General features: G+C 45.8%; 19 protein-coding genes, 1 tRNA gene and 1 pseudogene. All 21 read right to left on the bottom strand.

Annotated elements, in window-relative coordinates; genetic code table 11:
- Position 1: 1 nt before the first annotated feature.
- Positions 2 to 7,129, bottom strand: a complete 7,128-nt coding sequence (locus ACWWD9_RS02725) for a putative Ig domain-containing protein (protein ID WP_455867650.1) — start codon at positions 7,127 to 7,129, stop codon at positions 2 to 4.
- Between the two features lie 102 nt (positions 7,130 to 7,231).
- Positions 7,232 to 7,375: pseudogene (locus ACWWD9_RS02720) on the bottom strand (hypothetical protein); the annotation flags it as partial.
- On the bottom strand, positions 7,372 to 8,793 hold the full coding sequence (locus ACWWD9_RS02715) for a hypothetical protein (protein ID WP_455867649.1): 1,422 nt from the start codon (positions 8,791 to 8,793) through the stop codon (positions 7,372 to 7,374). The gene ACWWD9_RS02715 and the pseudogene ACWWD9_RS02720, both read right to left, overlap by 4 nt.
- Positions 8,794 to 8,812: 19 nt before the next feature.
- Entirely contained in the window at positions 8,813 to 9,283 is a 471-nt protein-coding gene (locus tag ACWWD9_RS02710; RefSeq protein WP_455867648.1) for a hypothetical protein, read from the bottom strand.
- A gap of 8 nt (positions 9,284 to 9,291) precedes the next feature.
- Entirely contained in the window at positions 9,292 to 11,433 is a 2,142-nt protein-coding gene (locus ACWWD9_RS02705; protein WP_455867647.1) for a peptidase domain-containing ABC transporter, read from the bottom strand.
- 298 nt (positions 11,434 to 11,731) lie between these two features.
- Positions 11,732 to 13,018, bottom strand: a complete 1,287-nt coding sequence (locus ACWWD9_RS02700; protein ID WP_455867646.1) for a TolC family outer membrane protein — start codon at positions 13,016 to 13,018, stop codon at positions 11,732 to 11,734.
- A 343-nt stretch (positions 13,019 to 13,361) separates the two neighbouring features.
- Positions 13,362 to 13,562: a hypothetical protein gene (locus ACWWD9_RS02695; RefSeq protein ID WP_455867645.1), complete on the bottom strand. Its 201-nt coding sequence runs from the start codon at positions 13,560 to 13,562 to the stop codon at positions 13,362 to 13,364.
- A 154-nt stretch (positions 13,563 to 13,716) separates the two neighbouring features.
- Positions 13,717 to 13,995 (bottom strand): hypothetical protein, encoded by a 279-nt coding sequence (locus ACWWD9_RS02690; RefSeq protein WP_455867644.1) that lies wholly within the window; start codon positions 13,993 to 13,995, stop codon positions 13,717 to 13,719.
- Between the two features lie 63 nt (positions 13,996 to 14,058).
- A complete protein-coding gene (locus ACWWD9_RS02685; RefSeq protein ID WP_230344891.1) occupies positions 14,059 to 14,451 on the bottom strand; it encodes a hypothetical protein in 393 nt (130 codons plus the stop codon).
- A 10-nt stretch (positions 14,452 to 14,461) separates the two neighbouring features.
- Positions 14,462 to 15,580: a type IV secretion system protein gene (locus ACWWD9_RS02680; protein WP_455867643.1), complete on the bottom strand. Its 1,119-nt coding sequence runs from the start codon at positions 15,578 to 15,580 to the stop codon at positions 14,462 to 14,464.
- A gap of 107 nt (positions 15,581 to 15,687) precedes the next feature.
- A complete protein-coding gene (locus ACWWD9_RS02675) occupies positions 15,688 to 15,927 on the bottom strand; it encodes a hypothetical protein (RefSeq protein ID WP_455867642.1) in 240 nt (79 codons plus the stop codon).
- Positions 15,928 to 16,174: 247 nt separating this feature from the next.
- Positions 16,175 to 16,972 carry a relaxase/mobilization nuclease domain-containing protein gene (locus ACWWD9_RS02670; RefSeq protein ID WP_455867641.1) on the bottom strand — a complete coding sequence of 266 codons (798 nt, stop codon included), beginning with the start codon at positions 16,970 to 16,972 and terminating at the stop codon, positions 16,175 to 16,177.
- A gap of 244 nt (positions 16,973 to 17,216) precedes the next feature.
- Positions 17,217 to 17,750, bottom strand: coding sequence for a plasmid mobilization relaxosome protein MobC (gene mobC, locus ACWWD9_RS02665; RefSeq protein ID WP_455867640.1), 534 nt, complete (start codon positions 17,748 to 17,750; stop codon positions 17,217 to 17,219).
- Positions 17,747 to 18,616, bottom strand: coding sequence for a hypothetical protein (locus ACWWD9_RS02660; RefSeq protein WP_455867639.1), 870 nt, complete (start codon positions 18,614 to 18,616; stop codon positions 17,747 to 17,749). The genes mobC and ACWWD9_RS02660 overlap by 4 nt, the downstream gene beginning before the upstream one ends.
- A 406-nt stretch (positions 18,617 to 19,022) precedes the next feature.
- Positions 19,023 to 19,412, bottom strand: coding sequence for a hypothetical protein (locus ACWWD9_RS02655; protein ID WP_455867638.1), 390 nt, complete (start codon positions 19,410 to 19,412; stop codon positions 19,023 to 19,025).
- A gap of 51 nt (positions 19,413 to 19,463) precedes the next feature.
- Positions 19,464 to 20,510 (bottom strand): tyrosine-type recombinase/integrase, encoded by a 1,047-nt coding sequence (locus tag ACWWD9_RS02650; RefSeq protein ID WP_455867637.1) that lies wholly within the window; start codon positions 20,508 to 20,510, stop codon positions 19,464 to 19,466.
- A 111-nt stretch (positions 20,511 to 20,621) separates the two neighbouring features.
- Positions 20,622 to 20,700, bottom strand: a tRNA-Ile gene (locus tag ACWWD9_RS02645).
- A 14-nt stretch (positions 20,701 to 20,714) separates the two neighbouring features.
- Positions 20,715 to 22,631, bottom strand: coding sequence for an RNA polymerase sigma factor RpoD (gene rpoD / locus ACWWD9_RS02640; protein WP_013443084.1), 1,917 nt, complete (start codon positions 22,629 to 22,631; stop codon positions 20,715 to 20,717).
- 66 nt (positions 22,632 to 22,697) lie between these two features.
- On the bottom strand, positions 22,698 to 24,452 hold the full coding sequence (gene dnaG / locus ACWWD9_RS02635) for a DNA primase (RefSeq protein ID WP_455867636.1): 1,755 nt from the start codon (positions 24,450 to 24,452) through the stop codon (positions 22,698 to 22,700).
- Positions 24,453 to 24,565: 113 nt separating this feature from the next.
- On the bottom strand, positions 24,566 to 25,012 hold the full coding sequence (locus ACWWD9_RS02630) for a GatB/YqeY domain-containing protein (RefSeq protein WP_455867635.1): 447 nt from the start codon (positions 25,010 to 25,012) through the stop codon (positions 24,566 to 24,568).
- Between the two features lie 84 nt (positions 25,013 to 25,096).
- Positions 25,097 to 25,309: a 30S ribosomal protein S21 gene (rpsU, locus tag ACWWD9_RS02625; RefSeq protein ID WP_013443087.1), complete on the bottom strand. Its 213-nt coding sequence runs from the start codon at positions 25,307 to 25,309 to the stop codon at positions 25,097 to 25,099.
- Positions 25,310 to 25,420: the final 111 nt, after the last annotated feature.

Here is a 25,420-nt window from a genome sequence, read left to right as displayed (position 1 = left end):
ATTATGCGAGTTTTGTGGTTTCAGACTGCCATGACGTCGATGCATGCAATGTCTGAGCTGACTGACCAAAACTAGTTGAATTGATCACACTTTGAGCCGCCGACAAGCCCATACCCGCGAGCGATCCATTGAGACCATATTGGTACGCAAGATCACCGCCAATAGCCGCGGTATCACTTCCACCCAGATGGTAATCCAACAAGGCATTCGTCAGGGACCAGCTTGTCAAGTTAGCATCCGCTGCAAGCGCTGTGTCGAACTGATTGACTATGCCAATAAAGTCAAATTTCTCCACTTTATTATCTAGCATCGTATCAGTTCCATTGGCATTGAAATCCGCCATGGCCTCTGCAATTACCTGAAGATTAAGGACCGATTTAATAGGTGTTGCTGCATACCAGCTTTTAAGATTAATTTGACTTGTTCCTACATTTAGGACCAAATCGTTTCCAGATTTTCTAAAGCTGAGCTCGTTATAACTAAAACTACCCCCCAGACTCAGGGTATTATCAGTTGCAGCGCCACCGTAATAATCATCTACTCCATCGCCTTTATTGAAGGAAATGATATCCTGACCGGCACCAGTGTAGATTTCATCATTACCTTTACCGCCAATAATAAGTTCGCTCTGATCGCTGTCATAAATATAATCATGACCATCCCCGCCATCTAGTACGTTCCTGCCATAAGAATCTGCTAGTGAATCGTTGCCACTCATCCCCTGCAAAATATCATTACCGGACGTCCCATCAAGTCTATTTGCAACACTATTTCCAATAATCAGGTCATTACTCCATGAGTCTGTGACATTTTCAATGGAAATATACACATCACCTTCCGCATCCCCCCCTTTACCGAGACCAGTCGTTAGATTGACTCGTACAGATGGGTTTTGCCCAGAATATGTCACTGTGTCTGTGCCAGCACCACCATTTAATGTATCTGCTCCGCCATTCCCGCGGAGTGTGTTATTACCGCTATTGCCGATAATGACATTGGCCAAAGCATTTCCGGTTCCCAATGTGGCTCCAGTGCCGGTAAGAGTAAGATTTTCGACATTCGCTGCCAAAACGTAGTTGAATGGAGCTTGCACGGTATCAGAACCTTCTGAGGCATTCTCAGTAATCACATCGCCAGAATTATCGACAATATAAAGATCATTGCCATATCCTCCTGACATACTGTCAGCACCAGCTCCGCCGTTTAGCGTATCGTTCCCGCTACCTCCAGCCAGCACGTCATTGTCTGCAGTTCCCACTAGCGATTGCGCTGCCATCGCGGCTACCGTCAATATGAAACTGGTCGACACTGAACTGCCAGATGTGTCAGAGGCAGTCACAGTAAGATTCAGAGGGGTCGCAATATCGGCCGCCGATGGAGAACCAGTCAACGTTAATGTTTGAGGATCAAAAGTTAACCACGTTGGTAAAGGAGACTGATTTGATTGAGTCATTGATAACGTTAGCGTATCTCCCAGATCAACATCCTGGAAGAGAGTGCTCGGAATGGTATAGGTATAAGTATTGCCATCAACCACTTGTTGGTTCTCAATGCTTCCGACCAGCACCGGCGCATCATTTGTATTAATGACAGTGAGAACGAAGGTTTGGCTAGTACTCTCCCCAGCTAGATCTGTGGCAGTTACTTTTAAATTCGTACTTCCAACCTCGGAGTTTTGTGGTAATCCACTTAATATGCCAGTTACAGGATCGAAAGAAATCCAGCTAGGCAAGGGATTTCCATTTTCTAATTCAGCTGTATAAATAAGCTGGTCACCAGTATCGCTGTCAGCAAACCCGATAGAAAGATCAATACTCAAAGGAGAATCTTCAGCAATGACTGCATCGGAAAGTTCGATCGCAGTAACAGGCGCATTATTAAGACTGGCTGGGGCCATCGCTTCAAGAGTACTTTTATCCCAAGTACTTCCATCACCAAATACAATTTTCTCTATATTTTTGCCATTTGATCCATACCAATTATCAATTGTTAATGTATTTTCCCCGTATGCCAGCACCAAATTATTTTCTGATCGAGTAAGAGATACATCGTTTGGTCCAACAAATAGCTCGATAACATCCTCATCAGCCCCGGTATTGGTTTCTATGATGCGATCATTACCTAATAACTCTCGATAAGTATCACTGCCCGCGCCACCCGAGAGAATGTCATCGCCCAATTCTCCAAATAATGTGTCATTGCCATTTGCGCCGACCAAAGTATCATTCCCAGACTGCCCAAAGATGCGATAGCTAGCACCGTCGATAGCCTCCAGTTGGTCGTTTTCTTCTGTGCCTGTAATATCAAGTGGGATGTTGGCCATGTCCACATAGTAATCTATGTTGTGAAAAATCCCCGATACATGGGCATATTTTTCTGGGTTAACATACACACCTTTTACTCGAACTTGATCATTACTATTCTCATAGGTCATTAACAAGTCATTCCCATCGCGAGCAAAAGATATATTTTCGATCGAAATGTCGTTACCAAACTTGATAGCCGCGCCCCAAAATTGGCTATCCACTTCAATATACCCGTCCCCCTGATTGAACGTCATCATAGTGATTGGCATGGGGGGGGCCAATTGAAGCAGTTGCTCCATTGTTAAGACAGTACCATCAGCAAACTTAAATAACTCAATTCCCTCCCCGTAATTCCACTTCGAAATGGGGTTGAGATCAGAAGTCGTATCTTGCAGAATTTTTTTAAACGGGATCGCAATTTTAACGCTTTTTTCTGCGCCCCATTTAAGTTCAAGAGTTACCATTTCTTGAGACAAATTGCTATCTTGAAATGGATCGAAAGCTGCATTAATGAACGAGGGATACGCTGAAGAGAGCTGAGTTATGGTACCCCATGAAAACTCAAGCGCTGCCAGACTAATACCATCATCAAACTCAACAGTATCTTTTGTTGTATAACCGGCTTCATAAATTGCTTCAATTGTTCGATCACCCGTATAACCTCTAGGAATCTCAAGGTACTCTCCATCCACATACCACATGAAGTCATAACCTGAATCAAAAATTACATCAGTGCCAATATCAGTAGAAGATATTAAATATGTATCTGAGCTGAAAGAACCATCAAGGAAATCGTTACCATCTCCACCAACTAAAATGTCATTCAAATCACCACCAACTACAATATCATTGCCTGAATTTCCATAAAGAAGAGAACCAAGATTCATCTCGCTATAATATGGACCACCAACAAGATAGTCATATCCTACTGAAATATAGGCATTAAAATTGAAGCTTATATCTCTGCCGCCATAGATAACATCATTACCTGCACCGGCATCTACCAACCATCCCAATCCACCTAGAGTTGACGAAGAAATAAAATTATCAGAGGCTCCAGCGATTAATTTTTCAAACGTAAGTTGTGAAGTCTCTGAGAAATAGTATTTATAGAAATCTGAACTTGCCCCACCTCCACTTGAACCACCGCCTCCCAATTGACTACCGGGAGGCAAAATCCAGACTCCTTTTCCAGGGACGGTAATGACATTAGAAGCATCGGAAAAATCATGAGTTGAGTCATCCCCGGACCCTGGAGAAGTCGGAATAAAAACAGGTTTCGCTCCACCCGAACCTGTAGCTACGCCAATTGTGGCTCCTATTGTAGAGCCCGCTAAAAGTTGAGATTGAATTATTTGAGATGAGATTAAATTGCTGATTGCTGTAAAGTTTTGGGATGATCTTTGAATAACTGCATCATCAGAATATATTTCAATGTCATTTATTGATGAGGAATAATTTGTCGTTTCGATGCTATTCTCATCAGAAGTAACTTCAGTTTTTGTACCACCATTAGAGTTTAAGGCATAACCATGCTCGCCCAACCCCTTGAAATAAACACTTCGAACTTTGTTTTCGTAACTCGCAATGGCTGAGTCAATCAGTCCTAGAGGACTGGGGGAAGGGTTATCTATTATTTCCGTTAGTGCTTTACTCTCATTTTCAGTGTTGAGGAGAGTCCAGGATTGTGAATTCAAATAATAGTCTTTAATTAACACCCCTTCGTCCAAATCTTGGATGTTTATATATAAATCGTTACCTATTGCATTGAAAACGAGACTATCAAAACTTAAGCCCGCTTCGAGACGAATAACATTTTCTTCAGAAAGTCCAGACTCAAAAATAATATCTTTGCCCATACCATATTTCATAAAATAGGCATCAGTGCCTGAACCACCTGATAAAGAATCATTTCCGGAACCACCGTCTATGACATCATTACCATCCCCCCCATCAATGAGATCATTACCACGGCCTCCACGCAAAGTATCGTTACCAGCGAAGCCTGTCAGTTGATCATCCCCATATCCACCACTAAGCGAGTCGTCCCGAGTTGTGCCGAACATGAAATCATCACCAGAGGTTCCGTACGCGGTTATAGGAAGATTTGTAGCCTCGACAAGCTCTGCATGTGTAAGGATAGTCCCGTCTGAAAAAGTATATGAAAGTATCCGGCCACTCAATCCATCTTTAATTAACAGACTGTCGTTGCCGCTTCCATAACGAACCTCAAGGTAATAACTACCATCATCAGCCTGGAATTGAGAAAGTACTATGCTATCAGGAGAAATTCCACTTCCAAATATAACCTGATTTATTCCAGCACTATCCTCAATAATGTCAGCGCCATCACCCAAGGCGAACATATATGTATCGTTTCCATCGCCTCCAATTAATACATCGTCACCAGCATACCCATTAATTGTATCGTTAACTATTGACCCTCGAACTGTCTCTCCAGCAGTAGTACCACTAACCTCTATTCCCAATTCTAATAGTTCTGGATAGCTCAGCACATTTCCGTTAGCAAACTCAAATCTGTCAATCGCAGGGGATAAAGTATCGTGCGAAAAATTGTTAAGCAAAATACCATTACCATCACTTCCAATATTCAATCTGAGTGCATTACCATTTTCTACACTTATCGAAAGCTTAATATCCTCAACGCTAATCCCTGTACCGAACTTAAGCGTATTGGCAAGTAGTTGTCCACTTTCGTTTAAAATACCCCCTGTATCTGTAATAGTATCTAGGCCATCACCTAAATTGTAGATATAGGTATTTCCACCACTGTATCCCGTTAAACTGTCATTTCCCGCACCGCCGGTAAATATGGACGATCCTCCATAATTTACAATAATATCGTCTGCATTGCCCCCATACATTGCAAGGCCCGTCTGGGAGGCACTAATGTCAATGGGGGAGTTTAGCTGTTGCGCCAACAGCATGGGGAGAGATGCTAATGAGCCATCTGCAAATTCAAATAATTGAACCGATCCGAATAGTCCATTTTTTATATAGATGTAATCGATGGAAGAATACTGCAGAATCAAGTCACCGGAACCATTAGCGTAGGTTGAATCGAGAATCAAATCACTTTTAGAGATACCAGCACCAAATTGGATTTTGTTATTCCCTTCTGTGTCATTGATTGACTCAAGAAGAGATTCTGTAATTTCGCTATCTCCTAAATTCAATATAAATGTATCGTTGCCTGCCCCACCATAAAGCTCATCGACGCCTACGCCCCCAATTATAATATCGTCCCCATAGCCGCCATCCAGATAGTCATTTCCGTCCCCTCCGTCGACTAAATCATTTCCGCCGTCTGCCTGGAGAATATCGACTCCATCCTCCCCACTCAGATAGTCATCTCCCTCTCCCGCAGAGAGCGTATCATCACCGTCTCCGCCCAAAATAGTGTCAAAACCGGCTTCCCCAAACATTAAGTCACTACCGGAACCGCCATCCAAAAAGTCGTCTCCTTCATTACCCAAGAGACTATCACTGCCGGCGTCACCATATAGAAAGTCTGAAGCACCCCCGCCGCGGAGAGTATCGTTACCGTCTCCACCGTATAAGGTATCTCTTCCATGATACTCTTGAGGAAGGTTAGGGGAGTCCCCTTGAAGTACGTCATCCCCATCCCCCCCCATCAATAAATCATTCCCGCCTCCCCCTTCAACTGAATCGTCGCCAGCACCAGCATCAATCCAATCATCTCCCATCAACGCAAAAACTGTCGAAGTGGGATACATCGATGTATCAGTTATGCGCCACAAATCTCCACTAATGTAATCATTTCCATTTCCACCATAAATAACATCATTTCCATAGTTTCCAGCTAAGAGGTCATTACCATCGCCTCCATCAAGATAATCATCATCTTTTCCGGTATCGATTGAGTCATTTCCTGCACCACCCCAAACAAAATCCACGCTCTCTAAGCTAATTATCGCATCATCACCATCACCACCTTGAATGTAATCACTACCTGACGATCCTTGAATCATATCGTTACCATCACCACCATCAACAGTATCGCCATGAACGTCCAATCCAAACTCAGGAAGCAGAGATGCACCTATTCTTTGATCTACGTAATTAAATCCGGGATTTAGGATCCAATTAAAGGAAGGCTGATCAGATGAATTGTAGTAATTTAATATTTGAGTACCTCCGGAGGTAGTAAGGGTTTCAACTGTCCAACCAAATCCAGCTGCTCCGTCCTTCCATTTGGCTGTATCATCATTCCGGTAATAAAAATATGTTACGTCATAATCGTGATAGCGGTCGTATGCATAAATTAAACCGCTAATAATGAAATCGTCTCCTTCCCCCCCTTGTATAAGATCTTTGCCATACCCCCCGACAATAAAGTCATTGCCTTCACCACCATCAATAGTATCTTCTCCAGACAGCCCAGTAATGGCATCGTTACCAGAACCACCAATAAGCATATCATCACTATAGTTTGGATCGCCCCATACTCTAGCAGTAGTCCCATCCCCTATTCCCATAACGGCATCATTGCCATCACCAGCATCAACATATGCATTCAGAGCTTCAGGTATTCCGGAATCCCCATATCCTTCTCTAACACCACCAATAAATTGCTCATCATCCGACGTACCTATAGCAGTTTGTGCGTACGTATTATTTGAATTGGAGTTACCATCAGTCAGGCTAATTCCTAAATTGCCTTCACTCCAATTTTTGATATACAATCGTTCGCCATTATTGAGAAAAATATTTAATGTCTTTGAACCATCATTAGATTGATATACCGAGAATAAAGTTTGCCCATCATTACTCTTCCACAAAGTATCAAACTGTTTAACACCGCCAGTAATTGATTGTCCATTATGAATGATTTGACCTGCACCATCTTGATCAACAATTACATCATTACCATCACCAGTATTGTGAATATACGTATCACTTCCTGATCCACCATAGAGAGAATCAATACCAGCTCCGCCAATTAAAGTATCACTATCCGCACCACCAAAAAGTTGGTCAGATCCTTCACCACCGTTTAAATTATCGGAGCCATCACCACCTTCTATCCAATCATTTCCAGCATTACCGACAATGTTATCAGCCCCCTCCAGTCCGTACAGACGATCTGATTCCCCCCCCCAAAAATTGCATCCGAGCTAATGCTTCCAAAAACATAATGGATACGACTGGAGTCCTCATTGAATACGGACCCAAGTCGAATCACCTTATTAGTTGATATATCAATAAAATAACTATCGGGTTTAGATACGTCTGCACTCGACAATAATAAGTCGCCGTAATCAGAAAAGTTTTCTTTATTCACCCAGCCAAGCATTGCTATTCTATCTTTTAAAAATTGATCAGAATAATTTGCCAGACCAACAAGTCTATCTTCATCACTTAGCAATCCATCACTTGCCCATTTATCATATAAATTACTATGAATCGACTCGAAATAGCCACTTTCAGTATTCAATGTAAATGGTGAGAGGAACATTATGCTTAAAAAAGATTCGAAATTATTTTTAGCATCTTCTAGAGATTGCGGCGATGTTAATATTTCCACATTTCCAAATAATTCTGAGGCTGCACCAATTAATTTTAATTGCGATAAATTCCACCAAAAATCTTCTCTTGTTGTGGTAGGCAAGGTATAACCAAAATATTTCCGGAATGCATCCAATGTATTCTCTTGTTCCAACTCATCCGAGGCTCCAGAAGACTTGACCAAATTATTTAATTTTGCCAGAGTAACATATGGATCCAATTGTGAAGCAAAATCGAATAATGCTAACGAATCGGTAACGTTTATAATTGAATGGTTTGGTATTAGAGTATCATTATACTCAGTCTCCACTAAGATCGGTGGTGATAACTGAACCCCCAATCCAGATATGGCAGAAATCCCAGCTGTTCCGCGCACGTTAAAAATTCCGTCAATCAACGCCAGATCACCTAGCCCAAAAGACTGTTTAAAAATATCGATTACGTTACCTGTAAGAGATACGAAACCGGGGGAATTATAGGTAAAAACATTGGATACATTATCGTTAAATTTCATGCCAATTGCAGTTGCCAAGTATCCACCGAGACTATGTCCAGTTATTGTAAAACTCGAATCTAAAATACCTGTGCTTATCCATTCTGCTACTTTCGCCTCAATTACCATGTACTGCGGATTCAATTGTGGCAAGGCGACTGTCGCCAAAAGCAGATCAGAAATATAGTCGCCTAATGATTCCGTTCCCCTTATTGCAAGATACTTTACACCAGTTCCAATTTCCTCAAACACAGTAGCCGAGGCCCCCGTTGCATCATCAGAATACTGTTCAACAACATTAAATGAATTCAAAAATATCGTGGCTTGACTCTCCACCATACGAGCATCTTTCAAAGAATCAAGTGAAGGTACTCCAGGGGCAAGCTCAGCATATGATGCAAAAGCCAACATTGATTGTTTATATAAATCGTTTATGTTGCTCATAATTTCCCCGATCATTAACTTATTTAACTTTAATAAATACTTTACTTAGAAGACCATTTATTTGATCGATATTACATGAATGCCTTGAAGGCATAAATGACAACCAGGGGTCTCCACCACTTCGTGAAAAGGTAACACTTTCGCCCAAAAGTCGATGTGGTGAAGATGAGTAAACCTTATAACTTGTCTTAGATATAACCAAAGATGTAGCCTCCGCTGAGTTTACATCTCCCTCAATTACTGTAGTCGATGTCCATGCATAATAAGATAAATTTGGATCATCATATTGCGGACCTGATAATGTTATTATTCTAAATTTATTATATTCTTCATTCGCCATATAAATTTGCTCATAAACATTAAAAAGTGTTTGTGTTGAGCACAATTTATCTACTTTTTTATCAGCCTTCCATATAATGATTTTTGGAATACCTATCCAAAATATTAATATAACAATTACACTTATAATTGTTATTTTTTTTGCAGTCATAAAAGATCTCATATTGTTTTTTTTCTGTTCTCATTTACATTGATACATTCATTTAAATTTACCCTAACCTCTTCACTAAGCTCACCTGGTATATTGTGAGTAATAAAAATTATAGTAGCGTAGCTTTTTAATGATTTTATTGTTTCTGAAAAATGAGCTGCAGTATTTTCGTCAAGATTAGAAATTGACTCATCAAAAATTAATATATTTGGCTTACGCAACAATGCTCGTGCAATTGCAATACGCTGTCTTTGCCCGCCACTTAGGCCTGCACCCCCCTCACCAATTTCGGTGTTATAGCCTTCAGGTAGCTGCTCGATTGTTTCGTGAATACCAGCCAATTGACAAGCGTGGGCAATCTCCTCAAAGCTCGCATGTGGATTAGATAAGGTGAAATTCTCATAAAGAGTACCCGCAAATAATGTCGTTTCCTGTGGCACAACTCCGAAGGCATTCCTTAGCTCATTCGCCGATAAATAGCGTATGTCTTTACCATCTAATTTGATATGCCCCTCTTCTGGTTGCAGAAAACCAAGCAACAATTTGGCTAATGTGCTTTTACCGCAACCTGAAGGCCCCATAACAATCGTGCATTCATTAGGCTTGATCGACAGGTTAAGATTTTGATAAAGCCAGGGGTGATTCTCGCTATACCTAAAACTGACATTTTCGAATTCGAGACTACCCGCCTGTTTATTGACACGGCTTGGAACGATGGAATACGGCTCTGCAGGTGCATCCATCAAATCTCCCAACCGCTTCACTGCAATATCAGCCTGCTGAAATTCCTGCCACATTCCCACTAAGCGCAACACAGGCCCTGATAAACGTCCAGAGAACATCTGAAAAGCCACCAACATACCAATGGTGAACTCCGGGTTGTGCATCACAATCCAGGCACCCGCACAAAGAATGCCGAGCGTCTGTAACTGATCCAGCGTATTTGCTATGGTGTTGTATGTATTTGATAACTGTTTAGAGTCAAACGTACTTGCCAGGTAGGTGGAAAGGTAGTCGCCGTACTTCTTTTCTAACTGAGGCTCCAACTGCAGAGATTTCACCGTTTCCATGCCAGACACGTATTCCGTCAGAAATGCTTGATTTCTCGCACCCAATAAAAATTGATGATTTAACTTTTTGCGAAGTATTGGAGTAACGGCAAGACTTAAGATGGTAATTAAGGCGAGTGATGCTAGTGAAATTAAAGTTAGCTGCCAGCTGTACCAGAACATGATTGCCAAGAAGACAATAAGAAAAGGGAAGTCCAAAATAAGCGTAATCAAACTCCCCGCCAGAAATTCACGTATGGTTTCGACCCCATGGAGCCTGGCGACCAACGTTCCTGTAGGCCGATGATCAAAGTAGCGCATTGGCAACTTCAGCATGTGAGCGAATACTTTATGTCCGAGCACCGCATCCATGCGATTACCCGTATGCAGGACTAAGTACTGTCGGACCCAACCCATGCAGGCATTGAAAATAAGAAACAGCCCCAGGGCAATGGCAATAACAACTAAGGTACTAGTCGTGTGATGTACCACGACTTTATCAATCACAACCTGAGTGCAAAGTGGTGTTGCTAAGGCCACAAGCTGAATAGCAAACGATGCCAACAAGACTTCGCGCCAGATTTTTTTATGTTTCATTAGTTCGGGAATAAACCAACGAAAACCAAATGCCTGTTTTTGCTTATCTTTGGGTTTCGGAGCAGAGCCATTGTCTGTTACTGACTCATGCTGACGGGATGCAAAAAACACTTGGCCTGTGGTTTGCTGTTCGAACTCTTCAAATGAAATGGTTCTTGGGGTTGCATCGCCAGGCGAAATAAGTAATACGCGCTGATGGTCTGCTTTAAGAACTAAAGCGACACCAGTAGATTCAGGCTCTGAGGCGTCTTGCGATTGTAGAGAATGTTGAGGGGGCTTCAGTAATGCGAGGAGGGGGAACGCGGAGGGATGGATATCTTTTAAACGCGAGGATTGCAGTGCGACCTTAAATCCTAGATCGATCGCCGCCTGCTGCAATAATGTCGTATCGTATGGGGGCGTGTAACGTTGAAGTAAAAGTTCCGCATCGAAAGGAATGCGATTGAGCTGGCATAGCGCGCTCAGCCCCCAGACAAAACCGTCTTTGCCTAACGTAATCCCCATTTGCCGCCCTGTGATTTGTTTTATAAATAGTTATTGTTATTGTTAACAGTTACACAAATTAACAGCTACCAATCTAAATAACTCACCATTAAAAAGCAAATGTTTTCTGCCGGGAGGTTTTCCCGACACACATTTATTTTGACTACCAAAAGGATTTAATTGCTCCTGAGAGCCAGCTAAAGCCTTCCGCGGCCCATGCTCCAGATGTTAAAAGACACCTAGGCCTAAACATTAAAACTAAGCCTACTTAACTCGACTACTCCTCGTGATAACAAACAAGAAGAAAATACCCCCAGCGTTAGGGTTGGACAGCTTTATTTAATGCTCGAAGATCCTGCTCTGTCAGCAAGCCAGCGGAGAATTTCAATTTCAAGGTATTGACCAAATAAGCATATTTGGCCTGAAGCAAATCTCTTTTTGCGCTGAACAATTGTTGCTGCGCATTAAGGATGTCGACCGTTGTCCTTAATCCGACCTGATACCCCTTGGTGGTTGCTTCGACCTGACTTTGCCCCGACTCTAGCGCCTTTTCGTAAGCCGTTATCTGGGAAAGGCTGCTCATCAAATCAAGGTATGACTGACTAGTATCCAACATAACCTTTCTTCTCGTTTCTTCCAGATCGTCCTCAGACTTCATCTTATTTGCAACCGCTTCACGCACACGAGAATTCACACTTCCCCCTTGATAGATGGGGAGCTGCAACTGGAAGCCCACCGTTGCATTCTGCAGATTATTACCAAATCCGTTAACCCCTCCATTCGCTCGATTATCTGAGTAACTTGCCACAGCATCCAGCGTCGGAAGATGAGCCGCTCTCTGCTTTTCCACTTCCTGCGCCGCAATATCCACACTTCGCTGCTTTACGATGAGATTGAGATTGTTTTGTTCGGTAATCGCGAGCCATTCATCAAGGTTGCCGGGTACAGGCATTTGGGTAGCATCCATAGTAGCGACTATATTCAACCGGGGAGGTGCTTGTTTAATGATTGACTGTAAAGCACGTTGCTTCACCTGCAATTGATTATTAGCTGAAATCTCCTGCGCTTTCACCAAGTCATATTTGGCTTCCGCTTCATATACATCTGTCACAGTGGCCACACCAGCTTCAAAGTTTGCCTTTGCAAAATCTAGCTGCTGGGTGATTGCTGACTTCTGAGCCTGAATCAGGTCTATCGTGTCCTGGGCAAACAAAACATCAAAATAAGCCTGAGATGTTCGAACAATAAGATCTTGACGAGCTATTACTAGCTGAGCGTCCGCTTGCCGCACTTGAGATTTAGCTTGTTCGTACTGAGCGCTTATCTGTTTCCGGAAAACGGGCTGATTGATATTTACGCTATACCCATAGCTATCAAAAGACTCGTGTCCATTATTTCGATACACATTACCGGAGCCTACGTACTCGATATTCGTTTCAGATCGATTAGTAGTTCCAGTAAGGCTGACAGATGGCCGAAAGAGCGCCTTTCCTTGTTCAAGCCGCTCCTGAACAGCTTGGTTCTCATGAAACGCTGAAGAGAGAACAGGGTCATTCTTGATGGCAAGATCGTAAATTTGCATCAAATCCGCTGCATTTGATTCCATAGGTACTATCAAACATGCTAAGACAACCCCCCTTGACCATATGAATCCCAACATAACTCTCCCCGAGTGTATCTATGTATTTTGATGAACCGACCTGACCTACATTTAATTCCCAAAAAATGTCCTGTCAGAAGACTGTTTGCTTTGATCAACTTTTCCAAGCGTAGGATTGAAGACGCACCCCTTCAGATCGACGCTCCATTTCCCTGAGCCTCTTTACCAGCAGGTTTATCATCGTAGCAGAGTGCTTATTTTTTTAGCTGTAACACCGAGAGCAAATCAGCAAGCTTGCATTGCGTGGTGTGTGTCGGCGTACTGACGATATTGCTGCGTTGTAAATTACTCAAATCAACTCATCTCCGACCAGCGGGCTATCTAGCCCATCCCAGCCAGATAAAACGGGTGCAGGGGACTGGGGATCACAGTGCATCAGCAAATCTCCTAACGTAGAACGTTTTTTAAGCTTTGCCTGCGTAACAACTACTGGCAAAGCATCAATCAATTTCTTGGCGTCATGTTTTTGATTTCTTGTTTTCTTGGACATGATGGATCTGCGTCGATTGGGCACTAATAGCTTGCTGCATAACTGCAACCCTTGTTAAAGCTCGTTTAGTGACTTCTTCATATATGCCCTCCTTTTTCAGGAACGCATCGAAACCGCTGCCCCGATGAGGGTTCTTTAAGCCGGCCATTGATAGTCACCCCTTCTTCAGTAATTCTATAATGCGAAGCAATAATTGCTGATGCTCTACGGGCTGTTGCTGAGCATCCCAGACCTCACGGACATCTACGCCCAAAGCTTCTGCAACGGTTAGAGCGCCTTTAGCTTGGAATAATATCAGCAACCCTTCGCTAAGCGCTCCAAGCTCCCCCTCCTCCTCTAATACATCAAGGTATGCCTTAAAGTCCTCTTTGTCAGTGATATATTTTGCAGGGTTAACATCTCTAAGAGATGCCACATCGATTTTTTCGGTCATAAGTCCATCCTTAATAAATGCTTTGTGAAAAGCGTTGATATTATCAACGCGCCTTGAGAGAGATTATTGGTATGGCCGCAGGATGACCTCGCACGCACTGGATTTCAAGACTTTCCAATGCTTACGTCTTTCACCAACCAATATGCTTAATGCAAAAAAAAGCATGACGTTCAGCAAAAGGCCCGTTGTTACCGCGAAGAATGATGGCGTATAAATGTTCACGGTTAAGACAACTGCAGACAAGCCTAAAATAGCCGAAGAATAAGCAGCATCGTTGAACCCGCAGATGTGTTTCGTATGCCTATACCAGCGGAACACTCCCGCAAGACCTCCCCTTCGATATACCCAGAAATGGCTCACGATTATCCATAAGGCACATGAAAAAACCACAGCAGAGACCACATAGTTCAAACAGCTGTCGAGAAAAATTCCAAATTCTTGTATCGCTTGCAACATGCCGTACTCCTCACTTTTTCATGATGTCATCACGTTTTTTAGCCATCGCTTTAATGCGTTCAACATTGGATTGGCTCGACGTCATAGGTTTGGCTTCCCCTCCAGAGGATGGGCCCCATCCATTTTGCATATTCATGGCTGCCTTCTGCCTATATGCTGGATTGAGGGCTGTATTACCCCTCGCAATATGAGATGCACGACTCGCACACTCTTGCTGACCGGTGACGGCATTTGTTCGAGAAGACTGACCGTTGAGGTATCTCATTGCTGAAGTGGCTGGGTAGCCTGCCATTCGAGCAGCAGCCATGATGGGATTGCTTACGGCTAGCGCCACACCTCCCGCCAACTCGGATGCAAGTGATCCTGCGCTCCAGATTAACAATCCACAGACAACCACAGCAATGAGCAACTCCCAGGCAAAGGCCAGTGGTTGGGCTGCGTCTGTATAACCTGCCGCGACCGCGCTGAAGATATCTAAAGCAAAGCCCAGCACCATGGAGATAACAAGGATGTAGACAATTCGGTTGAGAACCGTCGTTATAAATGCATCGAAAATTTTGCGGGTAGCTGGGAACATGGCGCAAGCAATGGCGATCTGTCCAAAGGCCAGTGCAATAGCAAGACTTGCTTTTGCAATCATGATTGATCCAGCCGCCATAGTAGTTAGGATGACGGTTCCGCCATAGATAATCAGCGAACCCACTGCCCAGCCATAAAAGGTCTCTAACCCCGTAATGGAGGTCTCATGGGAAAACTCCGTTGCCAAATCTAACCCTCTTTGCAATGCAGCATCAGCCGCTTTATATGGGGTGGTTTCAAGCCCGGAGACCGCACTTAAAAGTGCATTTTGCAGCGCGTCAAAATCGTTCAGGATTTCGACCTGGTATATCGATGAGCCAAAAGCAATGGCTGCAAGAAAAGTGATGGCGCCGCATCGCTCGACAACATTGATAAATGGCGCCTGCAGCCTTCCCGAGATGGTCTGGAAGCCCATGATTGTGAGCCAGACCAGGATGCCACTTGAAACATACGGGAAAATGGCCAGCGCCAATGCGGCCGAGTGCTGACTTGCATAGTGCTGGGTTGCGCTCTCTAACGTTGCACCAAGCACCTCGAAAATATTGGTCATAATCTACTCCTATCCCAAAATGGAATTTACTTGCCTGGTTGCCGGATGGTGAAATCAAAGTGCGTCCCCACAGGCTTCAACGCATCCAGCTGGGGAATAAAGTGCAGCTATTCAGCAGACAGACCCTTGCAAGCAACTCGCCGAGACACGCCTTTGGGCGAGGCACATGCCATGATTCTTTTCTCAGTAGCATTCAGCTGACTACAAGCGGCTATCTGTTTATTTCCATCCTTGCCAAATGCACATGTAGCGATCTTGTCCACATCCACCTGATCGACTATGGGCTCCTTACCGCAAGCGCTCAAAACCACTGCAGCCAAGATGGCAATATATAAATTCAGCTTCATTTCGTACTCCCCGTTCGAATTTTGGGATGCAACATCACGACCAGCTGATCTACCCCTGGCACCATCCTCATAAACTCGACAAAGGACTCACCTTTGAATAACGCAGGGGCCGAATCACCATCCATCACATAAACGGATCGTTTTTTATTTTTTGCGACAAGCCGCACTCCCAATTGGGTTTGTATGCCAATCAGTTCCATTCCAACAGGCACGCCACCCCTCATCAACTCATTGATAGTTATTAATCTCATCTGTCCACTCCCTTGTCTTTTTGCTTCTGGTTATTGATCTGCGCTCGCAATTGCTGCTCCAAACGCTCGCCTACGCTCTCGGCTGGAGGCAGGGCCTCTACAAATGCTTTTACCTCTGCTGACAGTTTGCTTTCCCTTTGTGCCTGCAGGGCATGGCCAATAGCGTTCCAGCTAGCCACCACAAATTGCCTTGTGCGAAGAATTTTTGCGCTAAGTGGATTGGAGATTGGGTTGCCACTCCGGATGAATGCAGTGGCGGCCTGTATCAAAGCTTCCCGTTGCAGAGACATCAAACCTCTTTTCTCGAGATGCACAACTGCCTGTTTTCTGGGACGCTTGGTGACACCTCTGACCGGACGCCTGGTTGCATTCGCTTCAATACCAAACTCACGCAACTTCTCTGCGAATAGCTCGCGCCACTGCTGGAGATCGGCCTTGCGAGGATTAAGGCGGGTTCCATCATGACCCATGGCTTTTACGCATAAATGCACGTGAGGGTGCTTTTCGTCGTCATGCGTTGCAAATACGTAGCTATGATTCTCGGAGAATTGAGCCTTAGCAAACTCTCTTGCAGCTGAAGTTACGGCAGCTCGATCCGTTCCAGGTTGCATGGAGAGAATCACGTTGAAAGCCTGTTTGGAAGTATCTTCGACGATCGGATAGCCGCCATAGCGCCACTGGTCCTGCAGGTCTTTTAGCTCATCCTTGCCGCCCCAAATTGCGCCGTCTTCCGATTCAAGCTTGAGTTGCCCATTACGCGAGATGTACTCAAGATGCGCTTTGATATGTGCCATACCTTTCGGCCCTCCACTTATTTTGACCATCACTTCAGGGGCTCTACGGACTGTGAAAACAAGCTTTCTCTGGATGTAATGGACGTCCCTCTTGACGGGCTGATGCTCGGGCAACCGAAAAACCCTGTCATGGTCCTCCGTGGCGTTTGTTTTCTCGGTTTCACTGCTTCATAAAATAGGCGATCGCCAATTTCCTTGAGGACCACCCCATCAATGACTACTGGATGTTCAATATGAGCCATGGTCATTTCACCTTCCAGCGTTGCAAATTAGCCTGGATAAGCATGGCAATAGAACGTGTATGGTCCTTGATATGGCTGCTGACATCCCTCATCAGGTCAACTCTAGCGAAGTCAGTTTCTAAGGGATTACGGTTGATCGCTCTGGCAATTTGATTCAGATTGGAGCCGATCTTCATTAGCTGAGCATTTGATTGAGTAACTGCATCTAGCTCTCGCTGGTGAAACTGTGGGGCTTGCGTCAGATGACTCCGTAACAAATTAGCCACGTACCGGTTAACGTTGGCTCCCGTCACGTCAGCTAATACCTTAGTAGCTTCATATTCACTGGCACTCAACCTTAGTTCCAGCCTGACTTTAGTGGTGTCAGGAGTGCTGATGATTTCTTGAAAATTTTGTGGGCGGTTATTTTTACTGAGAAGATAAACAACGACCTCTTTCAATGCCGTTGATGACCGTACATTTTGAGACTTGCAGTGGGCATCCCACTGCGAGCGTAAGGCGTTTCCCAAATAAACCGATAGCACTGGAGAGGTCATTTTGCGTCCCTCCTTAGCGCGGCCCTCATGGCTTCCCGCTCCTTACGCCTCGGCTCACACCGCGCTTCGGTAGAAGGTTTCTTCTTGAGGTTTTGTTTTGATTTTGCCTGCTCGGCTATCCGCTGCTCACGCTTTGATTGCACTTCTAAAGCAAGGTTTGGAGTAAATTTTCCTTGATGATGACTATTCAGCAACCCTTTTAAGACTGAAATCGGCGACACCTTTATACGTTTACTAAGCGCCATGCCAGACAGCTCATCCAGCAGTAGCTGAGCAAGCTCAAAATCAAGTCCATCCAGCATGAGTAAAACCTGCGCCCGTATTGCCTCTGGAAAACTATAAAAAAAAGCCAGCTCGGACAAGGAGGTTGGTTGGGGAGGTTTTTGTAGTTGTGGTTTATGTAAGTCTGTATTAAGTAAGTCTGTATTAAGTAAGTCTGTTTTATGTATATCGATGCATTTTTCATCGATGGATAAGCCATCGATGGTTTTTCCATCCATGGCCTCTCCCCCGGTGGATTTATGATCTTCCTGGAAGCTTTCACCCTCATTCGGTTCATTAGCTTTTAAAGCGGAAGTCGGAAATACCGTGAAATGCCAATCCCATGTCCCGTTCAAGTTTCGAGATTGGCTGCGCTTGATATATCCAGCGTCTATTAGCTCTTTGAAAAGGCGCTTTCTTAAATCAGGCCCTACGTGAAGAATTTCTCTTTCAAGTGGCCCGATCCGAATTTCCCAATCATTGGGCAGAGATAACATTCTTACCAACCCGCCTAGAGCACTAAGAGACAGCCTGGAGTCTTGCAATGTCTCGCGAGCCAATAACTCAAACCCTGAGTCAAATTTGGCCAACTTCACGATACTCATGATTGGCCCCTTAAGCTTGTGTGCAATTTCTCTTTTTTAACGGCTCGATTAACTGGAAAAATCGTTATCACAGTCATGTTCAAGCCCCCTCTTGAGAAAGCTGATTAATAACTTGAGCGATTGCTTCCGTGCGAAAGTAACAACGGCGGCCCATCTTGAATCTGGCTTTCCGCAAGAGCCTTGAAGTCTCGTTATCTCGTGAGAGGCTCACACGAAGGCCATTAATGGACCGATTAAAACACTCAGCCAAATCAGGAAGGGTCATCACTGGCCCATAGGTGCTGATGAGTAACGACTCAGTAGTTGTCTGAGATTGCATGTGAAATCCTTACTTAATCTATAGCGCTAGCGCGCAAGTGAATACGTTCCCTTTGAGGGGTGCGAAATGTCGATTAATTAAGGATTTTTAAGAGCGGAACGCGAGGGGGGCAGCTGGTACAGGCTGCGCTACAGAGAAAATCAGATTCAGATTTACTTTAGGAAAAGAGGATAAAAGTAATGCTGAATTTTTCGAGAAAATCTGAAGTAGCTTGAATAGATATGAAGCGAATGACTTCGCCTCAGTTATAGCCTCTGCTATGGAGGTATAAGCATGGGCTGCCTCATGGTTGACCTGACTGAAGGCACCACAGAGGCCAATTACCACCCCATAAATAAGCAAAGAAGTTTCTGGCGACAAGCCAGTGAATAACAAACCAAAAAACAACACCGTCGACACAACGTATAGCACTTGCATCAATGGGACTTGGTGACCCAAAGCTGCCTTAGCATACCTATTTGCTTGACGTGCATTCATGTCTATAAATTACCATAAATAATTAAATTGATACAATAGTTTCAATTAACTTCACTTACCATCGCTGATCTTATCGAGCTTGGTTACCAAGTCTTCGGCTCTAAGGTGAGTGTATCTACGCAGCATCTGCATTGATTTGTGTCCGCTGATCGAGGCCACTTCCTGATCACTTAATCCAGCCTCGACTAAACGGCTGACAGCTTCATGTCGTAGGTCATGGAAATGCAAATTCCCAAGACCGATGCTCTTTTTAACATCCATCCAGACCTTATTAAATTGATAGGGGGATCGTTTTTTGTCTTTGCCTGGCTCACCAAAAAAAATCAGTGGACAATCACTCGGTCTTGTAGGATTTCCTAGCGCTTCTTTAAAAACTTGCGCTGCCAATCTAGTCAAAGGTACCGTCCGGGGCATGCCATTTTTTGTGTCAAACAGCGAAACAATACGTCGCTCAACATCAACCTGATAGGTTTTCAGATTGAGAATCTCCCCCTGCCTCATACCAGTCTCAACCGCAATCTGAAAAATCCAAGCAAGCATTGGATTAGAGTGCGTTTGTAATTCTGTTAACAGGCGTTGCTGATCCTTTTGATTTAGTCGAACGTTCCGCCCTTCACCCGGGCTAGGTTTTCTAATATTGGCTACAGGGTTTGAAGGTAAAGCGATATGCCATTCCTTGATAGCGGTCGAATAAAGGTGGCCTAACAGTGCTAACTCAAGCCTAACGGTATTATTTGACTTGCCGGCTGCGAGCCGCTGATCCCTGTAATCAGCAACAATATCCGGAGTCAGTGCAGCCAAGGAATATTGGCCAAACTTTTCTTTGAGGAGCTTGATCCGTAAATCTTCTCGCTTTTGGGTAGATGCTTTCTTTGTTGGCGATACTTCACGCTCATAGCGCTGCAATGCCTCCTGAATCGACATTTTTTCAGATGGGGTACGTTGAATGAAAACTCCCCTGACCATTTCATCCTCAGTACGTCTCCCCCAGTCTTCTGCATCACGTTTCGTACGAAACGTTTTTGATGTGGTTGGCCAGCCAGTTTTGCGAACCAAGGCTTTCCAGGTGCCAGATTCAGTTTTAACAATCGTTGCCATCTTTTGCTTTTTCTATGCAAGTCACGATTCGTTACTGTACTGAATTTGTACTTTTTTGACAAAGTACAAAATAAAAAGGGGTTACGTTTTCACGTAACCCCTTGTTTATTTTGGTGGGCCTCCTCGGAGTCGAACCGAGCACCAACGGATTATGAGTCCGCTGCTCTAACCAGGCATGAGCTAGAGGCCCTGTAACTTAGGCGTTTAGTCGTTGCCAGTTTCGAGGAAGCTGCGCAGGCGCTCGGAGCGCGTTGGGTGGCGCAGCTTGCGCAGGGCTTTGGCTTCGATCTGACGGATACGCTCGCGGGTGACGTCGAATTGCTTGCCGACTTCTTCCAGCGTGTGGTCGGTGTTCATCTCAATCCCGAAGCGCATGCGCAGTACCTTGGCTTCTCTCGCGGTGAGGGATTCCAGCACTTCCTTGGTGGCTTCGCGCAGGCTGGCATAGACAGCAGCGTCTACCGGGGCGAGCGTGGTCATGTCTTCGATAAAGTCGCCAAGATGGGAGTCATCGTCATCGCCGATCGGGGTTTCCATGGAGATAGGCTCCTTGGAAATCTTGAGGATCTTGCGAATCTTGTCTTCCGGCATTTCCATCTTTTCTGCCAGGGTGGCTGGGTCTGGTTCCAGACCGGTTTCCTGCAGAATCTGACGGCTGATGCGGTTCATCTTGTTGATGGTTTCGATCATGTGCACCGGAATACGGATGGTACGGGCCTGGTCAGCGATCGAGCGCGTAATGGCCTGACGAATCCACCAGGTGGCGTACGTAGAGAACTTGTAGCCACGGCGATATTCAAATTTGTCCACGGCCTTCATGAGGCCGATGTTGCCTTCCTGAATCAGATCGAGGAATTGCAAACCACGGTTGGTGTATTTCTTGGCGATGGAGATCACAAGACGCAGGTTGGCCTCGATCATCTCGCGCTTGGCACGACGTGCACGGGCTTCGCCGGTGGACATCTGCTTGTTGATTTCCTTGAGCTCCTTGATGGGGATACCCACGCGGTCTTGCAGGTCCAGCAGGCGTTGCTGCTGATCCACGATGGAGTGCTTGAAGCGCTCCAGCCGCTCAACGTATGGCTTGTTAACGGTGAGCTCGCCTGCCAGCCAGTCCAGATTGCCTTCATTGCCAGGGAATACCTTGATGAAGTGCGCACGTGGCATGCCGGATTTATCGACGCAGAATTCCATGATCTTGCGTTCGTGGCCGCGGATTTCTTCCACCATGTTGCGCACCTGGTCACACAGGGCTTCAACTTGCTTGGCGGAGAAGCGGAATGCGGTCAGCTCTTCCAGAATGGCGTTTTGCAGGGCTTGATATTCTTTATCCTGAGAGCCGCGCTCTTGCAGGATGACCGTCATTTTCTGGTGTGATTGACGGATAACGGCGAAGCGGGTGAGCACTTCTTCCTTCAGCTTGGCCAGCGCCTCAGCGGAGATGGCAGCGGCCTTGGCGCCGTCTTCGTCGCCGTCGTCTTCTTCATCGTCCTCAGGCTCTTCTTCTTCGGCTTCAGCGGCTTCTACCGGGATGTCTTCTTCCAGGCCGACGTCAGAGTCAATCAGACCATCTACCAGATCATCAACACTGAGTTCGTCTTTTTCAACTTTTTCCACCATGGCCAGCAATTCGGCAATGGTGGTAGGACAGGCGGCAATTGCCTGCACCATATGCTTGAGGCCATCTTCAATGCGCTTGGCGATCTCGATTTCGCCTTCACGCGTGAGCAGGTCTACCGTACCCATTTCGCGCATGTACATACGCACAGGGTCCGTGGTGCGGCCAAACTCGGAATCTACAGTAGAAAGGGCCTGTTCAGCTTCTTCCACGGCATCTTCATCGGCCACTGGCGGTGGAGCATCCGACATCAGCAGTGCTTCGGCATCAGGTGTTTCTTCGTACACCTGAATACCCATATCGTTAATCATGCCGATAATGCCGTCGATCTGTTCAGAGTCCTGAACGTCGTCCGGCAAGTGGTCATTGATTTCAGCGTAAGTCAGGTAGCCGCGTTCTTTACCCAGAACGATCAGCGACTTAAGCCGTGTACGACGTATATCAGCATCGCTGATCTGCGTTTCTACTTTATCGTTGACCTTATCGTTTTGCTCATTAGCCATGCTTGACCTCAAATCCATTAAACCTGTTAAATGCGGTTACGGAAAAACCCGGCATTATACCTTAAATCACGACCTATTTTTAGTCGCGCCTACCATCGCTTTCAGCAATGCCTTTTCCTGCTCGGTCATATCGCTGATTTTCTTTTCCTGCATGCGCGCCAGTAGAGTTTTTCCTTGCCGCTCGGCGTACATATCCCTTAATTGCTTGCGCGCGCCCTCAAATTCAAGAGAGTAATCGACTTGCTCATCCAGTAAATGAATCTCGCGCTCCAGCTCGCGCATCAGCCTGGCATCCACCCGATTTTGCAATTGCAGCAACAAGCCCGCAGGCTTGGCGCTTGGGTAGGCTACCGCAGCTTCCAGCGCGTGTTTTACCAGGGCATCTTCTTCACTCTCATGCAGAACCCATGCCAAGTCATCGGGACTGACCAGCGCGGGTTGCATCAGCACCATCAATACAAAACGGCGCTGCAATGAGAGCGTGCTGCGCGTCTGCCGCGGCTGGCTACGGCGGGGGCGCTGCACCTCAGGCAAGCGAATCATGCTGCGCATTTCTTCATCCGAAAGCCCGGCCAACTCGGCCACGCGTTTGCGCAATAACAGTGCAAGCCGCGGTGCCTGTATCTGCGCCAGAATGGGTTCTGCCTCATTCAAAAAGCGCACCTTGTCCTCCTGCGACTGCAGGCCGTTATCTTCACTCAAATGTTGTATGAGATATTGCGACAAGGGCAATGCGGTTTGCATGGCCGCCTCAAACGCTTCCTTGCCGTATTCACGCACATAGCTGTCCGGGTCATGCTCGGCTGGCAAAAACAGGAAGCTTAATCGCAAGCCATCCGTCAGCGCTGGCAAGGCATTCATGGCAGCCCGCCAGGCAGCTTTACGGCCGGCGGCATCACCATCAAAACAAAACACGATTTCGTCCGTCTGCCGCATGAGCTTGGTGATGTGAACCGGCGTAGTGGCGGTGCCCAGAGCGGCAACGGCATACTCAATGCCGTATTGCGCCAGCGCAACCACGTCCATATAGCCTTCCACCACCAGCACACGCCCTGCATCGCGAATCGCACGGCGGGCCAGAAACAGGCCATATAACTCCTGACCCTTCTGAAACAAAGGAGTTTCGGGAGAATTCAGGTATTTGGGCCCATCATCATTACCTTCCGTGCCCAGCACGCGACCGCCAAAGCCAATCACCTGGCCTTTTTGATCGTGAATGGGGAACATGACGCGATCCCGAAAACGGTCATAGCGCCGCCCCTGTTCGTTTTCAATGACCAGGCCGATGGACTTCAACACATCGTCCTGGTAATCGCTGAATACTTCCTGCAGGTTTTGCCAGCCAGAGGGGGCATACCCCATCTGAAAACGGGCGGCAATCTGACCGCTCAAGCCGCGCCCTTTCAAATACTCAATGGCGCGCTGGGATTTCTTGAGCTCGCCCCGGTAATACAACACGGCCTGCTGCATGGCTTCCACCATGCCGGGCACAGCTTTTTTCTGGGGGGCATCCGCATCGCGCTCGCGCGTCTCTTGCGGCACGATCATCCCCACTTGCTTGGCCAGCTCGTTAATCGCTTCTACAAAGCTGAGACCTTGATATTCCATCACAAAACCGATGGCGGAGCCGTGCGCTCCACAACCAAAACAGTGATAAAACTGTTTGGTGGGACTTACCGTAAATGAGGGTGATTTTTCGTTATGAAAGGGGCAGCAGGCAGAATAGTTGGCCCCGGCTTTTTTCAGCGGGACACTACGGTCAATGACATCGACGATATCAACGCGATTGAGCAACTCTTGGATAAACGACTCAGGAATCATTTAAAGACGATCAGCACCCAAAAACCGTAATGCAGAAATCATAGCCTAAACCCATTCCATTAAAAGCAAAAAAGGAGCCAAAGCTCCTTTTTTAAATTACCAAGCTGTCAGGGTCAGGCGCTTAATCTGGATTTGATCACCCCGGATATCTTGCCCATGTCGGCGCGGCCTACAACCAGCGGTTTAACCGCGGCCATTACCTTGCCCATATCCTTGATGCCAGATGCGGATGTTTCAGCCACCACCTGCTCAAGTATCGCCTTGATCTCGTCTTCGGTCAGCGCTTGTGGCAGATACTCTTGCAACACGCTTACTTCAAACTTCTCGACATCTGCCAGGTCATGCCGATTGGCTGCCTCGTACTGGGAAATGGAGTCGCGACGCTGCTTCAGCATCTTTTCAATCGCCTCGATGACTTGCATGTCATCGAGCTCGATGCGTTCATCCACTTCGCGCTGCTTGATAGCAGCCTGCAACAGACGAATGGCACCCAGTCGCGCGCTGTCTTTGGCACGCATAGCCGACTTCATATCCTCGCTAATGCGAACCTTCAACGACACAACAGGCACTCCCTATAAAACCAGTACAAGCAACGTTTCACAGCACACTACAAAACTCACAGCCGAATATACGGCTAACGAATCTTAGTAGAGCTTAGGTGCCAGAGTCTGGTTGCGAATACGACGATAGTGACGCTTAACAGCAGCAGCAGCCTTACGCTTGCGCTCCCAGGTAGGCTTCTCGTAGAACTCGCGAGCACGCAAGTCGGTCAACAGACCAGTTTTTTCAATCATGCGCTTGAAGCGGCGGAGAGCCACGTCAAACGGCTCGTTTTCTTTAACACGTACGCTGGACATTAGATCACTTTCCTTGAGAAAGGGCGAAAAAGTCTGCTATTCTAGCGGCACATTACGGTTTTATCAATCGTTATATTGTATTTTTGCCCCACTCAGCCCCTTATCCCAGCG

Source organism: Methylovorus sp. SPW-M1 (assembly GCF_053848825.1).
Note: the sequence above shows the minus strand (reverse complement) of the source record. Positions and strands in the feature narration are given on the sequence as shown.

Bases quoted from the DNA above. Each gene is read 5' to 3' on its own strand.
- ACWWD9_RS02715 (WP_455867649.1), bottom strand. From the start codon at position 8,793: ATGAGCAACATAAACGATTTATATAAACAATCAATGTTGGCTTTTGCA.
- ACWWD9_RS02710 (WP_455867648.1), bottom strand. From the start codon at position 9,283: ATGACTGCAAAAAAAATAACAATTATAAGTGTAATTGTTATATTAATA.
- ACWWD9_RS02705 (WP_455867647.1), bottom strand. From the start codon at position 11,433: ATGGGGATTACGTTAGGCAAAGACGGTTTTGTCTGGGGGCTGAGCGCG.
- ACWWD9_RS02700 (WP_455867646.1), bottom strand. From the start codon at position 13,018: ATGGAATCAAATGCAGCGGATTTGATGCAAATTTACGATCTTGCCATC.
- ACWWD9_RS02695 (WP_455867645.1), bottom strand. From the start codon at position 13,562: ATGTCCAAGAAAACAAGAAATCAAAAACATGACGCCAAGAAATTGATT.
- ACWWD9_RS02690 (WP_455867644.1), bottom strand. From the start codon at position 13,995: ATGACCGAAAAAATCGATGTGGCATCTCTTAGAGATGTTAACCCTGCA.
- ACWWD9_RS02685 (WP_230344891.1), bottom strand. From the start codon at position 14,451: ATGTTGCAAGCGATACAAGAATTTGGAATTTTTCTCGACAGCTGTTTG.
- ACWWD9_RS02680 (WP_455867643.1), bottom strand. From the start codon at position 15,580: ATGACCAATATTTTCGAGGTGCTTGGTGCAACGTTAGAGAGCGCAACC.
- ACWWD9_RS02675 (WP_455867642.1), bottom strand. From the start codon at position 15,927: ATGAAGCTGAATTTATATATTGCCATCTTGGCTGCAGTGGTTTTGAGC.
- ACWWD9_RS02670 (WP_455867641.1), bottom strand. From the start codon at position 16,972: ATGGCACATATCAAAGCGCATCTTGAGTACATCTCGCGTAATGGGCAA.
- mobC (WP_455867640.1), bottom strand. From the start codon at position 17,750: ATGACCTCTCCAGTGCTATCGGTTTATTTGGGAAACGCCTTACGCTCG.
- ACWWD9_RS02660 (WP_455867639.1), bottom strand. From the start codon at position 18,616: ATGAGTATCGTGAAGTTGGCCAAATTTGACTCAGGGTTTGAGTTATTG.
- ACWWD9_RS02655 (WP_455867638.1), bottom strand. From the start codon at position 19,412: ATGAATGCACGTCAAGCAAATAGGTATGCTAAGGCAGCTTTGGGTCAC.
- ACWWD9_RS02650 (WP_455867637.1), bottom strand. From the start codon at position 20,510: ATGGCAACGATTGTTAAAACTGAATCTGGCACCTGGAAAGCCTTGGTT.
- rpoD (WP_013443084.1), bottom strand. From the start codon at position 22,631: ATGGCTAATGAGCAAAACGATAAGGTCAACGATAAAGTAGAAACGCAG.
- dnaG (WP_455867636.1), bottom strand. From the start codon at position 24,452: ATGATTCCTGAGTCGTTTATCCAAGAGTTGCTCAATCGCGTTGATATC.
- rpsU (WP_013443087.1), bottom strand. From the start codon at position 25,309: ATGTCCAGCGTACGTGTTAAAGAAAACGAGCCGTTTGACGTGGCTCTC.